Genomic DNA, 14,986 nt, shown 5'->3' with positions numbered 1-14,986 from the left:
GTGGTGTGGGGTGCTCAGACGGTGTCCACCATGGCGGGGCCCCAGGGGGCCGGGCCGGTGCCGTCGGCCCAGGCGGTGAGCGTTGTGCCGTCGACGCACTGGATGCCGCACGTCTGCGCGTATTCGAGGGCCGGTGCGGTGAATTCGCTTGTGGTCACGACGGCGGCCAGCTGGGCGCCGTGCACGGTCCAGCAGGTGCCGCCGAAGCGCTGGAGGTCCTGGGAGCCCACCTTGTGCTCGGGGCCGTACTGCTTGCACTGGAGGACGACGCGCCGCCCGTCGGGCGCGGTCGCGAGGACGTCGGCGCCGAGGTCGCCGGACCCGCCGACCACCTCGACGTCCCGGCAGCCGTCCCGCTCGCACAGGGCGGCCACGGCGGCCTCGAAGCCGTCGGGGTCGAGGGCGGCGAAGTCGGGGACCGGCGGCGGCAGCACTTCGGTGAGCCCGTCCCGCGCACCGGCGGGCGACGGCAGGGTCACGGGTGCGGGGGCGGGCACGCTCTCCTCCGCCGGGGGCGGGGCCATGCCCGCGCAGGCGGCCCGGCGCAGTTCGCGGGCGCGCGGCATGGCGCGGAAGAGGATGTAGAGCACGGGGAGGGCGAGGAGCGCCAGCAGGACGGCGAGGACGGGGTGGGCGCCCGCCCAGTGCGCGAACCGGACGAAGAGCAGGGCCGCCCCGCCGATCAGGGCACCGGCCAGGGCGAGGGTGAGCAGCGGCCCCCGGGCGACGGGGTCGGGTGCGGTGCTTCCCGGTCTGCGTATCGGCACGGTGTCTCCTCGGCGGGTCGCGGACGTCGTCGCCCGTCGTGTGCCCCGAACGGGGCCGTCCATGATCGGCCGGGGTGCCGGGCGGTGGTCCTGTCGCCGCGGCACGGAGGGGCCGGACCCGCTGCCGTGCGCGCGGGTCCGGCCCGAGGTCGTGTGCGGGTGCTCCTCTACGTGGTCTGGGAGAGCGGCTTGGCGATGTCCTCCAGGGAGCGCTGTTCGGCGTCCACCGCGAGGAAGGCCGCGACGAGTCCGGCCGCGCACATCAGCCCGGCACCGATGGAGAAGGCGAGGGCGGTGTCGCCGGGAACGCCCGACTCGGTGAGGTCGGCGAAGATCAGGGGGCCGCTGATCCCGCCGGCCGCCGTGCCGATCGCGTAGAAGAAGGCGATGGCCATGGCCCTGGTCTCCATCGGGAACACCTCGGAGACCGTGAGGTAGGCGCTGCTGGCGCCGGCCGAGGCGAAGAACAGGACCACGCACCAGCAGGCGGTCAGGGTGTTGGCGGTCAGCGAGCCCCGATCGAACAGCCAGGCCGTGATGAACAGCAGGATGCCCGGCAGGATGTACGTGGTGGCGATCATGACGCGCCGTCCGATGGTGTCGAACAGTTTGCCCAGCACCAGCGGGCCGATGAAGTTGCCCGCCGCGATCACCGCGAAGTAGTAGCCGGTGTGGCCGCTCTCGACGTCGTAGAAGGTGGTGAGGATCGCGCCGAAGCCGAAGGTGATCGCGTTGTAGAGGAACGCCTGCCCGATGAAGAGGGAGAGGCCGAGCACCGCGCGCTTGGGGTAGCTGTGGAAGACGGTCTTGGCGATGAGCCCGAAACCGATGCTCTTGCGTTCGTGGATGGTGATCTCGCCGGCCGGGGGCGGCAGCTTCTCGCCCTTCTCCTCCTCGATCTCCCGCTCGACGGAGTCGACCAGTTCGTCGGCCTGCTCGCCGTGGCCGTGGATGAACTGCCAGCGCGGGCTCTCCGGCACATGCCGGCGTACGAGCAGGATCACCAGGCCCAGGACGACGCCGAGGGCGAAGGTGAGCCGCCAGCCGAGGTCCTTGGGGAAGTAGTCGGTGTTCAGCATGACGATCGACAGCAGGGCGCCGCCGACCGCGCCCAGCCAGTAGCTGCCGTTGATGATGAGGTCCACCCGGCCCCGGTACTTCGACGGGATGAGTTCGTCGATGGCCGAGTTGATCGCCGCGTACTCGCCGCCGATGCCGAAGCCGGTGAGGAAACGGAAGAGGAAGAACCACCAGGCGCTGAACGAGAGACCGGTCATGGCGGTCGCGCCCAGGTAGACGGCCAGCGTCACCATGAACAGCTTCTTGCGGCCGTAGCGGTCGGTGAGCCAGCCGAAGAACAGCGCGCCGGTACAGGCGCCCGCCACGTAGAGGGCGGCGGCGAGCCCGGTGACCTGGGCGGAGGTGATGTCCAGGCCGGAGCCGTCCTCCGAGAGCCGGCTGGCGATGTTGCCGACCGTGGTGACTTCGAGGCCGTCGAGAATCCACACGGTGCCGAGGCCGATGACGATCATCCAGTGCCAGCGGGACCACGGCAGCCGGTCCAGCCTGGCCGGGACGGCGGTGGTGATGGTGCCGAGTCCGGAGTCGCCCGGCGCCGCCGCCTCCTCGCGCCGCTCGCGCTCCCGGTCATCTCTTCCGCGCGGGCGCCGTTCCCGGTCGCCGGGGCCCTCCGATGCGGCGGGGGTCGTCAAGGCAGCTCCTCCTCGTCGGGGCGGGTGCGTCCCTGCGGGGCCGCAGAGCATTCAATATCCGCCGGTTGCCCCCGCCACCACCGCCGCACACGCGGTGACTGGTCCACACGGGTTGCGCAGCCGGGCGGGTGACGGTGTGTCGGCCCGCGCCACCCGTTCGGCCGCCTTCGGGAATAGCGGGGGCCGGGGGCTGTTGTCTCCGGCATGACTGCGCACACACGTGAGAAGTTCGGCCGGGTCGGCATCTGGAACGGCGCGCTGAACGCGTCGCAGGCCGATGACGACGGGAAGAAGGCGATCGCGGCGGCGGCAGCGGAGATCGAGGCACTGGGCTTCGGAACGCTGTGGATCGGCGCCAGCCCCTCCCCCGACGATGCCGCCACGGTCCTGGAGGCGACCCGCACCCTCACCGTCGCGACCGGCATCCTGAGCATCTGGAACCACACCGCCGAGGAGGTGGCGGCCCGGATCGCGTCGCTCGACCCGGCGGCCCGGGACCGCTTCGTGCTCGGCCTGGGCGTCAGCCACGGCGCCCTCGCCCCGCAGTACGCGAAGCCGTACAGCGCGATGGTGGAGTACCTCGACGCGCTGGACGCCGCCGACCCGTCCGTGGGGCCCGGCCGCCGGGTGCTGGCGGCGCTCGGCCCCAAGATGCTGCGGCTCGCCTCGGACCGGGCGCTGGGCGCCCACCCCTACCTCGTCACCGCTGCCCACACGGCCGAGGCACGCGAGGCGCTGGGGCCGGACGCCCTGCTCGCCCCCGAGTTGACCGTCGTGCTCGACACGGACCTCGACCGGGCCCGCGCCACGGCGCGCGCCATGCTGGCGATGTACCTCCAACTGCCCAACTACACCGGCAACCTGCTGCGCCTCGGGTTCACCGAGGGCGACTTCGCGGGCGGCGGCAGCGAGCGCCTGCTGGACGCCCTCTTCGCGCTCGGTGACGCCGGGCGCGTGAAGGCGCGGGCGGCCGAGTACTTCGCGGCGGGCGCCGACCACGTCGCGCTCCAGGTGGTCACGGCGGAGCGGAGCGCGATGACCCTGCCGCTGGCCGAGTACCGCGCGCTCGCCGACGCGTTCGCCGACGAGTTGTAACCGCGGCCGTCCGCGCCGCGCAGCCGAGCCCCGGTCCGTCCCCTGTGCGGACCGGGGCTCTTGCGTGGGCAGCGCCCCGCTCGTACATTATGAACATGTTCGGTGAACAGGTTCAGTCAACGCGTGCGGTGCAGAAGCGGCAGACCGCCGCACGCATCGTGGAGGCCGCCGCCCAGCTCTTCACGGAGCTCGGCTTCCAGCGCACGACGGTGCGCCGGATCGCGGCGGAGGCGGGGGTGTCGGTGGGTGCGGTGATGGCGGTCGGGGACAAGGAGTCGCTGCTGGGCCTGGTGTACGACCAGGCCATCGCGGACCGCATTCCGGCTCCGCCGGTGGCGGTGGCGGGAGCGGAGGCGCCGGACGCCGCCGAGTATCTGGGCCACTACTTCGACCCGTTCCTGGCGCTGTTCGCGGAGAACGACGACCTCGCCCGCGCGTACTTCCGGACCTTGGCCCGCGGCCGGCCGGAGAACGCCGCCCTGGGCGCGCTGCGCACGCTCACCGAGGAGAACCTGATGGCCGCTCTGGTGCACGCGGGGATGCCCGAGGCGCGCGCCCGGCTCGGCGCGCAGGTGATGTTCGCGGGCTACCTGGGCGAGTTGATGCTCCTCGCCACCCGGACGACCGACCCCGAACAGACGGCGGCGCGGCTCGAAGCCACCGCCCGCTTCATCACCGCCCAGGAAGGGAACTGACCGATGACTCTCTCCGAACTCCCCTCCCCCATATGGCCGGTGGTGATCCTGCTGGTCATCCAGGCCGGTGACGCGGCGATGATGCTGCGGCCGCCGCGGTTCATCGCCGACTGCCTGGACGGCGTCCGGCTGCCGCGCGACTGGTGGTGGCTGCTGACCACCGCCAAGACGGCGTCGGTGGCGGGCCTCGTGGTGGGCTTCTGGGTGCCCGGTGTCGCCATGACGACGACCGCGGCCATCGTGGTGTACTTCCTCGCGGCCGCCGCCGCGCACATCCGCGCCCGCGCGCTGGGCCGGACGTTCTGGGTGAACTGCCTCGGCCTGCTGACGCTGTCGCTGGCCGTGCTGGTGGTCAGTTTCGTACGGGTGTGAGGCGGGCCGCCGCCACCCCGCAACGGGGAGGCGGCGGCCCGGTGGCAGCGGTCCGGTGGTCAGGTCGTGTAGTCGGCGTTGACGCGGATGTACCCGGCGGACAGGTCGCAGCCGTACACGGTCGCCTCGGCCGTGCCGAGCCCGAGCGTGATGACGATGTCCACCTCGTCCCGGCGCATGAGTTCCACCAGGGCGTCGAGGGTGTCGGCCTCGGGCTCGTCGGGATACACCGCGATGTCGCCGAACCTGACGGTGACGTCGCCGGGCACGATGTCGATCTCGTCGGAGTTCTTGCCGATGGCCATGAGGACGCGACCCCAGTTGGGGTCCGCGCCGTGCACGGCGGTCTTGACCAGCGGCGAGTTGACCACGCTCTTGGCCACCCGCTTGGCCTGGGCGTGGTCGCGGGCGCCGCCCACGGTGACCCGCAGGAGCTTGGTGGCGCCCTCGCCGTCGCGCGCCATCTGCAGGGTGAGGTCCAGGCACAGGTCGGCCAGCGCCTCGGCGAACAGCGCCGGGTCGACCGGTCCGGCGGCGCCGTTGGCGAGGACGGCCACGGTGTCGGAGGTGGAGGTGTCGGTGTCGATGCTCAGACAGTTGAACGTACGGTTCACCGCCCCGCGCAGCGCGGCGTCCAGGTCCTCCGGTGAGAGTTCGGCGTCGGTGAACACATAGGCCAGCATCGTGGCCATGTCGGGCTCCAGCATGCCGACGCCCTTGGCGACACCCACGATGCGGGCCTCCCCCACGGTGCGGGCGGCGGTCTTGGGGCGGGTGTCGGTGGTCATCATCGCGCGGGCCACGTCCAGCGGTCCGGCGGTGAACGCCTCGACGCCCCGCTCGGCGGTCCGGTCGAAGTGCGGGAGGATGGTGGTCATCGGCAGGGGGCGGCCGATGACCCCGGTGGAACCGATGAGCACATCGCCCTCGGGGACGCCGAGAATCCCGGCGACCCGGCGGACGACCTCGGCGGCGTTCCGCTCCCCCTCGCGCCCGGTGGCGACGTTGGCGTTCTGCGCCAGGGTGGTCACGGCGCGCAGCTGCCGCCCGGCGGCGTTGCGACGGCTGAGCACCACGGCGGGGCCGGCGAAGAGGCTTCGCGTGAACACGGCGGCACTGACCGCCGGCCGGTCCGAGGCGACGATCGAAATATCGTCCCCACTCTCACGCAACCCGCCATGCCCGGTATACCCGAAGAAACCGCCGGGCCAGACCAGGGTCTCGCCCGCCTCAGTAGCTGCATAATCATGCGTCATGCAACATATACTTACAGCCTCAATGTCCGGCCGTCCACCCGATGTCATGAGCGGGCAACCCACACACCCCCAAGAAGGTCCTCCTCCATGGATCAGCCAACAGGCCGACGAGCAAAGCGAAATGAGCGAACGGAGGATCATGGTGAACTGGGGCAAGCCCCTGCGGGAGCTGATCACGGAGTTCGTCGGCGAGGCGGCGCTCACCGTGCTCGCGTGCATACTGCTCGGCAGCCTGCTCTGGGTGGCCCATCGGAGCTGGCAGATCAATCCCCGCCTCACCGTCGCGGGCACCGCGCTCGCCGGCGTCGCGTTCACCCACGGAGCCTGGACCACCCTCCGCACCCCCACGAAGGGCGGCCCGCGCCGAGGTGTCGCCGCCGCCACGACGGCCTTCTTCGCACTCTCCTCCGGAGTGGCCCTCTACCTCGCCCTCTACGCGACGGGATGCGACTGCTAGCACCCGATCGAGGACACCTCTCCCGCCCGCGTTCAACACATGAACGTCGCGCGTGGCATTGACATGCCCATTGCTCTATCGCTTTTATGGCGCCGGGTCGCGGCCCCGTCCGGCTTCGGGCGGGCGAGTGGGGTCGGCGGCCTCCGCACCCCCGTCCCCCATGTCAATGGAGACGCGGCGCGCGGCGCGGGGTGGGAGCGCTCCCATATCGGTTCTCGCGCCGGCCCGTGTCTCCGAGAGAGGAACCAGCACCGTGCTTCACCCTCTCCGCACTCTTCGAAGAGCCGCGAGGACCGTCGCCGCCGGCGCGGTCGCCCTGCTGCTGCCCCTCGCCGGTGCCGCGACGGCCTCCGCCGACCAGGCCGCCGGGGCCACCGCCGGGGCCGGCTACTGGCACACCAGCGGGCGACAGATCCTGGACTCCGGCAACCAGCCGGTCCGGATCGCCGGTATCAACTGGTTCGGCTTCGAGACCGCCAACTACGTGGCCCACGGACTGTGGTCCCGCGACTACAAGAGCATGATCGACCAGATGCGGTCGCTCGGCTACAACACGATCAGGCTGCCGTACAGCGACGACATCTTCGCCGGCACCGACCCCGCGAGCATCAACTTCTCCGGGGGCATGAACGGCGACCTCCAGGGTCTCGACTCGCTCCAGGTCATGGACCGGATCGTGGACCACGCGGGCAGCGTCGGCATGAAGGTCATCCTGGACCGGCACCGCCCGGACTCGGCGGGCCAGTCGGCGCTCTGGTACACGGCGGCCGTGCCCGAGTCCACCTGGCTGGCCAACCTGAAATCGCTCGCCGCCCGGTACGCGGGCAATGACGCGGTGGTCGGCATCGACCTGCACAACGAACCCCACGACCCCGCGTGCTGGGGCTGCGGCGACACCACGAAGGACTGGCGGCTCGCGGCGCAGCGCGGCGGCGAGGCGGTGCTGTCGGCCAACCCGGATCTGCTGATCTTCGTCGAGGGCGTCCAGACGTACGACGGGGTGTCCGGCTGGTGGGGCGGCAACCTGATGGGAGTCGCCCAGTACCCGGTCGAGCTGAGCGTGCCGAACCGGGTGGTGTACTCGGCGCACGACTACGCGACGAGCGTCGCCCAGCAGCCGTGGTTCTCCGACGCCTCGTTCCCCGCCAACATGCCGGGCGTCTGGGACAAGTACTGGGGCTACATCTTCAAGCAGAACATCGCCCCGGTGTGGGTCGGCGAGTTCGGCACCACGCTCCAGTCCGCCACCGACCAGAAGTGGCTCAAGGCCCTGGCCGACTACCTGCGGCCGACCGATCAGTACGGGGGCGACAGCTTCTCGTGGACCTTCTGGTCCTGGAACCCGAACTCCGGTGACACCGGGGGCATCCTCAAGGACGACTGGACCTCGGTCGACACCGTGAAGGACGGCTACCTGGCGAGCATCAAGGCGCCCGGCTTCGGCGACGGCGGAAGCGACGGCGGCGGTGACGACACCGAGGCGCCCACGGCCCCGACCGGCCTCACCGTCACCGGGACCACCGCGTCCTCCGTCTCCCTGTCCTGGCAGGCCGCCTCGGACGACACCGGGGTCACCGGCTACGACGTGTACCGGGGAGCCACCAAGGCCGGCACCACCACCGGCACCACGTACACGGACACCGGTGTGACGGCCGGCACCTCGTACACGTACACCGTCCGGGCCCGCGACGCCGCCGGTCACACCTCCACGCCCTCCGCGTCCGTCACCGCCACCACCACCGGGACCGGCGGGAACACCGGCTGCACGGCCGCATACACCGTGAACGGCGACTGGGGCAGCGGTTTCGGGGTGGACGTCACCGTGACCAATACGGGCACCTCGGCCGCCACTTCGTGGAAGCTGACCTGGACCTACGGCGGCGACCAGAAGATCACAAACATGTGGAACGCCGCCTACACCCAGACCGGCGCGGCGGTGACCGTCACCAACACCGACTACAACGGGAGCCTCGCGGCCGGTGCGCACACCAGCTTCGGCTTCCAGGGGACACCGGCGGCCGGCGCCGTACCGACCGTCAGCTGCACCCTCTCCTGACCGGCCCCGCGCACGATCCGCTCCGCGGCAGGAGCACCGCAGCCCGCCCCCGTGGCGGGCTGCACCTCATTCGGGACACCCCTCCCGACGCACTCCCGACCAGCGGATACCCTCCGAAACCCCTCGGCTAGCATGATCCCACCCCGGCGACGGCCCTCATCGCCCCGCACACCGTGCCGTACGGCATGAAAAGTGACCATTTGCCCAAAACCAGGACATCGGCCAGAGAATTGATATCAAAAGCATCGCGGGATTCGCGGACAGACCGCCGAATACCCTTCGCCGCGTGGCGCCGACCGCGAGTGATCCTGTGGACGGCGGCCGCGGCGGTAACCCTCGCCTTCCTCGTCGCACTGGAGATCGCCGCCCGCCACTACGGCCTGCCGGGGCCGGTCACCACGCAGGTCCAGGAGCTGGTCGTCGCCCCTCAGTCGGGCTTCCTGCTGTACGCCAGCATGGGGCTGATGATGGTGGTCCTCACCTGGCGGCAGCGGTTGATCGCGCTCGGTGTCGCGGTCGGCATCGACGCCGTCGTCGCACTGATCCGGCTGGTGGCCGATGCCCCGATCACCGACGGCCACCCCTTCGGCAACGGCGCGCTGTGGGTGATCGTGGGTGTCACGGTCATCGCGCTCACGCGCCGCACGGGCCCGGAGCGGATGCTGCTGCTCAAGGGTGTCGGTCTGGGACTGCTGCTGGTGGCGGGCCGCAAGACCGGGGACACCTGGCTGCTCATCACCTCGAAGACCCGCCCGCTGGTGCTCGACCAGTACCTGGCCAACGCCGACCGGGCGTTCGGCAACCCGTCCTGGGCGGTGGGCCGCCTCGTCGAGGCGACCGGGCCGGCCGGCGACTTCTTCCTCGACTCCATCTATACGCAGCTGCCCGTCGCCGCCGTCTGCGTCGCGGTGTACCAGCTGCGCCACGTGGCCCGCGACCGCGTCTTCCCCGGCCACCACCTGGTGCGCACCTTCCTGGTGATCGGCCTGGTCGGCCCCGCCATCTACATGATCTTCCCGGTGGTCGGCCCCATCTTCGCGTTCGGGTCGGACGGCGGGCACTGGGCGATGGCCGATCTCTGGCCCGACGCCGCCGTGCCGGTCGGCACCCCGCATCACATGCCGTTCGACGAGATCACCCCGCGCAACTGCATGCCGAGTCTGCACACCGCCTGGGCCACCGCGATCTACATCCACTCCCGCCGGGGCCCGAAGTTCCTCCGGTACGCGGGCACCTTCTGGCTGGTCGCCACGCTCGCCGCGACCCTGGGCTTCGGCTACCACTACGGCGCGGACCTCGTCGCCGGTGTGGTCTTCACGCTGACCCTCGAAGTCGGGGTGCGCGCCTTCGACCGCGGCTGGGACCGCTCGGCCGCCCTGCTGGTCGTCCACGGCACGTTGGTCTTCTCCGTGCTGCTGGTGGCGTACCGCTACCTGTCGCTGGAGATGGCCCACTACCCGTGGCTGTTCGGTCCGCTGTTCATCCTGGCCATGGGTTCGGTGATCTACGGCTACGTACGGATCGTGCGGCGCTGGGAGCCGAAGGCGGCGCCGGTCGCCAAGCTGGAGCCGCAGCCCGAGATGGCCTGAGTCCCGGCTCGTCCCCGGATAACGTTGACCCGTACCACCCCGCCGGTTCGTTGGCCGGCGGGGTGGTGTCGTCAGAGCCGCAGCCGAGCCCCGGACAGGAGCCGTACGCCGTGATCGCATTCGACCGGTTCACCGACGCGCTGGACTACCCCATGTACGTCGTGACCGCCCAGGCTGAGGGGGAGCGGGCCGGTTGCCTGGTCGGTTTCGGCTCGCAGTGCTCGATGCGGCCGGTCCGGTTCATGGTGTGGCTCTCGGAGCTGAACCGGACCTGCCGGGTCGCCTCGCGGGCCGAGCGGCTCGCCGTCCACCTCCTGCGCCGCGACCAGGAGGAGCTGGCGCGGGTCTTCGGCGGCGAGACGGGCGATCGTGCGGACAAGTTCACGCGGGTCGCCTGGCATGCCGGTCCGGGTGGGGTGCCGGTGCTGGACGAGGCGCCCGCCTGGTTCGTCGGCCGCGTCGCGGAACGGGTCGCCGGGCACGGGGACCACGTGGGGTTCCTGCTCGCCCCCGAGGAGGTGCGCCACCCGGCGGACGGGGGTTTCCCGGTCCTCGCCCTCCGCGAGGCGATCGGCATTCCGCCCGGCCACCCGGTGGACTGACGGCTGCCGGGCGCCGGGGTCAGGTTCCGGCGCCCCACGCCTTCAGCGTCGGCAGCACCTTCTCCGCGACGCGCAGCAGAACCGCGTCGTCGGGCATACGGCCGTCCGCGCGCCACAGGGCCACGTCGAATGAGCCGCCGCTGTCCTCGGTGTCCGCGGCGACGGTGAGGGCGCGCACCGGCACGCCCGGCCCCGTGCCGGCGTCCCTGCCGTCGAGGCGGAGCGCGATGCTGATCGTTCGGTCCGAGTAGAGGTAGGCGGGCCGGCCGAGGAACTTCTGCTCCAGCGCGCTGGGCAGATAGGTGCCGGACCCGCCCACCGGCGTTCCGTCGTAGGTGGCCGCCACGCTCACGGTGTACGTATCGAACTCGACCTCCGCCGAGGGGCGGGCGAACTTTGCGCCGGGGAGGCCGAAGGAGCCGTCGCTGCCGTTCGCGCTCTTCGGGATCTCGTCCGGGGTGCCGAGGAGCGCGGCGAGGTCGGTCCGGTTCAGGGCCTCGCACAGCCGTGCGCCGGAGGCGTGCGCAGCGCCCTTGTCCGACTTCGGCGGCGCTTTCGAGGGTGCTTCGGTGGAGCAGGTGGCGGGTACGCGGGCTGCCGTGCTCTCGGCGGCGGAGGTCTTCACCAGCAGCCAGAAGCCGCCTGCGAGCATGCCGACGAGCACCAGTGCGGCGCTCACCTGGGTCCATGTGCCCGGCGCCTTCTCGGACGCGCTGTCAGCTGCGGCCATGTCCCCCACCCGCGTTGGTCTCCCCGCATGTGCTCGGGGACCCTATCCGCCTGGCGATCTTGGTGACAACCCGCATTCGGTCGCGTGGGCGTGGGCGTGTGCCCGGTGGGTCACCGCCCGCGTCTCTCGGGCCGGCCGGAGGGGGCGCGGGTTTCAGGGAGCTGAAAGTTCTCACCCGCGCGGCGCAATCACCGCAGCTCGGCGGATTCTTCACTGGACTGGACCACAGGGACCGGCCCGGAGCCCTTTACGGCACAGTGGTGTTCATGCGTCACTCGTGACGTGAACCCGTCAAGTCGGTGGCTCCACCGGACTTTCTGACGGGCCGTCCCCCGAACCCGTCGCTACGCTCGGAACCGCCCCTCATGCTACGCGAGTAGACGAACCCCGCTCACTCCCTGGAGGCTCCGTTGTTATCCATTCGCAGCCGCAGACCCGCACTTCGCAAGCTGATGGCCCTCGGGGCCGCCGGTCTGGGCATGGCGCTCATCCCCACCGTCGCGACGACGCCCGCCGCGGCCGAGCCGGTCCCCTCGTCGGGTGCGGCCATCCCCCTCGGTGACGGATACATGGGCGCCGGCTACCTCGCCGACGGCAGGAAGTTCGCCCCGGACACCCGGCAGCTCGACCTCACCCCGGAAACCGAGTCCTCCGCACTGGCGACCACACTCCCCGGCATCGACGTGTCCCACTACCAGGGGTCGATCAACTGGTCGAAGGTGAAGGCGGCGGGCATCAGGTTCGCCTACATCAAGGCGACCGAGGCGACCTCCTACAAGGACCCCAACTTCAACACCAACTACCTCAACGCCTACAACGCCAAGGTCATCAGGGGCGCTTATCACTTCGCGCGCCCCAACCTGTCCAGCGGTGCCACCCAGGCCGCGTACTTCGCGAGCCACGGCGGCGGCTGGTCGCGCGACAACCTGACACTCCCCGGAATGCTCGACCTGGAGGGCGGCTGCTACGGCAAGTCGGCCTCGGCCATGCAGTCGTGGATTCTGGACTTCTACAACACCTACAAGGCCAAAACGGGCCGCGACGTCGTCATCTACACCAGCGCGAGCTGGTGGAACTCCTGCACGGGCGGCTGGAGCGGCATGTCCGCGCGCAGCCCGCTGTTCACCGCGCACTGGACGACCGCGTCGAGCCCGGCGATTCCGAAGGGCTTCCCCTACTGGACGTTCTGGCAGTACACCGACTCCGGTTCGGTGAGCGGCATCTCCGGCGCCGTGGACCGCGACCGGTTCAACGGCGACGCCAGCCGGCTGCTGGCCCTGGCCAACAACACCTGAGCGGCGACTGAACCGCCGGCCGGAACGGAGGGCGGCCACCGGGTGAGGGCTCCGGCCCGCACCGGGTGGCCGCCCTTCCGCGTCAGCGGCCGGCGAGCCACTCCTCGTACGACGTGGCGGCAATGCGGGCGCCGGGCCCCGCGAGCAGCACATCGCCCCGCACCGCGGCGAACATCCCCGCCGTCCCGTCCGTGACGACGGAGCGCCCGTCCCCGCGCGCGGCCAGCGTGAGCCGCCCCAGCTCGTTGAGCGGGAAGACGTCGGGCCCGGCCACCTCGGTGATCCCGTTGAGCGGCGCGGCCGCGGCGACATCGGCCAGGGCGGCGACCACATCGGCCGTCGCGACGGGCTGGACGGGTGTGGCGGGGAGCCGGACGGTGTCGTCGTCGGAGGTCCACGACATGACGGCGTCCATGAACTCGTAGAACTGGGTGGCGCGCAGCACGGAGTAGGCGGCCGGGCCGTTGGCCAGAAGCTGCTCCTGGAGCGTCTTGGCCCGGTAGTAGTCGAGCTGGGGAACGCGGTCCACGCCGACGATGGAGAGCACCACCTGGTGGGTCACCCCAGCCTGTTCACCGGCCGTCAGCAGATGCCCCATGGTCGTACGGAAGAAGTCCGGGGACGCGGCGTCGAAGGTGGGCGAGTTCGAGACGTTGACGACGGTCTCCGCTCCGGCGAGCGCCGCGTCCAGGCCCTCCCCGGTGAGCAGGTCGACGCCGGTGGACAAGGAGGCGGGGACCACCGTGTGCCCGGCTTCCCGGAGCCTGGACACGAGCTGGGAACCGATCAGTCCGGTTCCGCCGATGACCGTGATCTTCATGGACGAGCCTTCCGTGAGCCGGGTGCGGCCGGCCGTCACCGTAAACCCGTGTCCGTGCCGGGCCGCGCCGCCGCACCGGGCGGCGGGAGCGCTCATGACCCGGACGGCTCAGCGCAGGATGCCGGCCTGCCGGGCGCCCTTCAGCCAGGACGGGAACTCCGAGAGCAGCCGGTCGTACAGCTCCTCGTCGGAGAGCTTCTCGATGTCGTCCACGGCGAAGAAGCCGACGTTGTCCACCCGGCGGCCCGGCATGGTGTCGAACCGTTCCAGCACCCCGTAGTGGGACCGGCCGAGGCCGATGAACTGCCAGAACACCGGCTCGTCCACGGCCGCGCGCAGCTCGCGTTCGATCTCGTCGTTGCGGTACACACCGCCGTCCGAGAAGAACAGCACGAGGGTCGGGGCGGGCACCGGGTGGGCGCGTACGTAGTCGCGCACCTCGGCGATGACCTTCTGCTCCTCGTTCTGGATGCCGACGGCGCGCATGTCCACCTGGCCGGGGACCAGCCCTCGCTGGGGCCTCCTTCGGCCGAAGAGGCCGAGCCGGCCGACCCGTACGTGCAGCCGCAGCCACTCGGGCAGTTCGCCGATGGTGAGGTCCGGGAGCCGGGCCGGGTTGGAGGCGAAGGTCCATGCCTGCATCTCGCCGTCGTCGTCGAGCTGGGCGGCGACGGCTGCCATGCGTTCGGTGACGCCCGCGACGGTGCCGCGCGTGTAGAGGCCTCCCATCGAACCGGAGGCGTCCAGAACGAGGATCACCCGCGCGGTCAGCCGCCCCAGGCCGTGTTTGTCGAGGCTGACGGCCACCTGCCGCTTGCGCAGCGACAGGCGTTTGCGCATGTCCACCGGCAGTTGTTCCTCGCCCTTGGTCGGGCGCGGCGACGCGTCGCCCGCAAGCCGCGCGGGTGCGGGCGCCGGGGGTACGGGCGGAGGCGGCGGCATGTGGGCGGGGGCGGCGGGCGTCGGTGTGGTGCCGGGTTCGTCGACGGTGATCCCGAAGTCCGTCGCGAGACCGGCGAGCCCGGCCGCGTACCCCTGGCCCACGGCCCGGAACTTCCAGCCGCCGGCCCGCCGGTACAGCTCCCCGCAGACGAACGCGGTCTCGGGTCCCGCCGCCATGTCGAAGCGGGCCAGTTCCGCGCCGGACGCGGTGTCGAGCAGGCGCAGATGGAGGCCCGGCACCCGGCCGAACGTGCCCCCGTCCGCCGAGGCGCACAGGGCGACCCGTTCGACGTCGGGGCCCAGCGCCGCCACCTCGATCTCCAGGGTGTCGGAGCCGGGCTGTTTGCCGAGGTGGCGCACGGTTCCGGAGGCGTGCCGGGGCTGGTTGTAGAAGACGAAGTCGCCGTCGGAGCGGACGCGTCCATCGGCGGCCAGCACCAGCGCGGAGGCGTCCACGTCGGGCACGCCGGGGCCTGCGGACCAGCCCAGTACGGCGCGGACGGCGGCTGCCGCCACCGGCATGTTGGCGCCCTTGCTCAGTGTCGTCACGGCACCAGTCTGCCCGCCGGTGCCGGGCGGGGTCGAGCGGGTGTACGGG

The 14,986-nt window shown here is 71.4% G+C and carries 14 protein-coding genes; 8 read left to right on the top strand and 6 right to left on the bottom strand.

The features are described from left to right. Positions 1 to 14 precede the first annotated feature (14 nt). Positions 15 to 767, bottom strand: coding sequence for a restriction endonuclease (locus tag OG710_RS29355; protein WP_330242072.1), 753 nt, complete (start codon positions 765 to 767; stop codon positions 15 to 17). Between the two features lie 167 nt (positions 768 to 934). Then, entirely contained in the window at positions 935 to 2,479 is a 1,545-nt protein-coding gene (locus tag OG710_RS29350) for an MFS transporter (RefSeq protein WP_330242071.1), read from the bottom strand. 204 nt (positions 2,480 to 2,683) lie between these two features. Between OG710_RS29350 and OG710_RS29345 the strand changes: the two genes are divergently transcribed. The 3 genes from OG710_RS29345 (at position 2,684) to OG710_RS29335 (ending at position 4,641) form a co-directional block, all read left to right on the top strand. Further along, positions 2,684 to 3,574, top strand: coding sequence for a TIGR03620 family F420-dependent LLM class oxidoreductase (locus OG710_RS29345; protein ID WP_330242070.1), 891 nt, complete (start codon positions 2,684 to 2,686; stop codon positions 3,572 to 3,574). Positions 3,575 to 3,669: 95 nt separating this feature from the next. Next, on the top strand, positions 3,670 to 4,269 hold the full coding sequence (locus OG710_RS29340) for a TetR/AcrR family transcriptional regulator (RefSeq protein ID WP_330242069.1): 600 nt from the start codon (positions 3,670 to 3,672) through the stop codon (positions 4,267 to 4,269). 3 nt (positions 4,270 to 4,272) lie between these two features. Continuing rightward, entirely contained in the window at positions 4,273 to 4,641 is a 369-nt protein-coding gene (locus tag OG710_RS29335) for a DoxX family protein (RefSeq protein WP_330242068.1), read from the top strand. 59 nt (positions 4,642 to 4,700) lie between these two features. Here OG710_RS29335 and argJ read toward each other — a convergent pair whose 3' ends face one another. Then, positions 4,701 to 5,897, bottom strand: coding sequence for a bifunctional glutamate N-acetyltransferase/amino-acid acetyltransferase ArgJ (gene argJ, locus OG710_RS29330; protein ID WP_330242067.1), 1,197 nt, complete (start codon positions 5,895 to 5,897; stop codon positions 4,701 to 4,703). Between the two features lie 121 nt (positions 5,898 to 6,018). Here argJ and OG710_RS29325 point away from each other — a divergent pair, with 121 nt between their 5' ends. The 4 genes from OG710_RS29325 (at position 6,019) to OG710_RS29310 (ending at position 10,601) form a co-directional block, all read left to right on the top strand. Beyond that, positions 6,019 to 6,354 (top strand): hypothetical protein, encoded by a 336-nt coding sequence (locus tag OG710_RS29325; protein ID WP_330242066.1) that lies wholly within the window; start codon positions 6,019 to 6,021, stop codon positions 6,352 to 6,354. Positions 6,355 to 6,607: 253 nt separating this feature from the next. Then, positions 6,608 to 8,410 (top strand): cellulase family glycosylhydrolase, encoded by a 1,803-nt coding sequence (locus OG710_RS29320; RefSeq protein WP_330242065.1) that lies wholly within the window; start codon positions 6,608 to 6,610, stop codon positions 8,408 to 8,410. A 305-nt stretch (positions 8,411 to 8,715) separates the two neighbouring features. Continuing rightward, on the top strand, positions 8,716 to 9,999 hold the full coding sequence (locus OG710_RS29315) for a DUF5933 domain-containing protein (protein WP_330242376.1): 1,284 nt from the start codon (positions 8,716 to 8,718) through the stop codon (positions 9,997 to 9,999). 110 nt (positions 10,000 to 10,109) lie between these two features. Then, positions 10,110 to 10,601, top strand: a complete 492-nt coding sequence (locus OG710_RS29310) for a flavin reductase family protein (protein WP_330242064.1) — start codon at positions 10,110 to 10,112, stop codon at positions 10,599 to 10,601. Positions 10,602 to 10,620: 19 nt separating this feature from the next. On the opposite strand, the gene OG710_RS29305 is transcribed toward OG710_RS29310, so the two are convergent. Next, complete coding sequence (locus OG710_RS29305; RefSeq protein WP_330242063.1) at positions 10,621 to 11,331, bottom strand: DUF6215 domain-containing protein; 711 nt, start codon at positions 11,329 to 11,331, stop codon at positions 10,621 to 10,623. A gap of 452 nt (positions 11,332 to 11,783) precedes the next feature. On the opposite strand from OG710_RS29305, the gene OG710_RS29300 reads away from it, so the two are divergent. Beyond that, on the top strand, positions 11,784 to 12,626 hold the full coding sequence (locus tag OG710_RS29300) for a GH25 family lysozyme (protein WP_330242375.1): 843 nt from the start codon (positions 11,784 to 11,786) through the stop codon (positions 12,624 to 12,626). Between the two features lie 82 nt (positions 12,627 to 12,708). Here the strand turns inward: OG710_RS29300 and OG710_RS29295 are convergent, their stop codons facing one another. Both OG710_RS29295 and OG710_RS29290 read right to left on the bottom strand, forming a co-directional pair. Next, on the bottom strand, positions 12,709 to 13,446 hold the full coding sequence (locus OG710_RS29295; RefSeq protein WP_330242374.1) for an SDR family oxidoreductase: 738 nt from the start codon (positions 13,444 to 13,446) through the stop codon (positions 12,709 to 12,711). A 108-nt stretch (positions 13,447 to 13,554) separates the two neighbouring features. Then, entirely contained in the window at positions 13,555 to 14,937 is a 1,383-nt protein-coding gene (locus OG710_RS29290) for a VWA domain-containing protein (RefSeq protein ID WP_330242062.1), read from the bottom strand. Positions 14,938 to 14,986: the final 49 nt, after the last annotated feature.

It is taken from the genome of Streptomyces sp. NBC_00525 (assembly GCF_036346595.1).
Taxonomy (GTDB): domain Bacteria; phylum Actinomycetota; class Actinomycetes; order Streptomycetales; family Streptomycetaceae; genus Streptomyces.
Note: the sequence above shows the minus strand (reverse complement) of the source record. Positions and strands in the feature narration are given on the sequence as shown.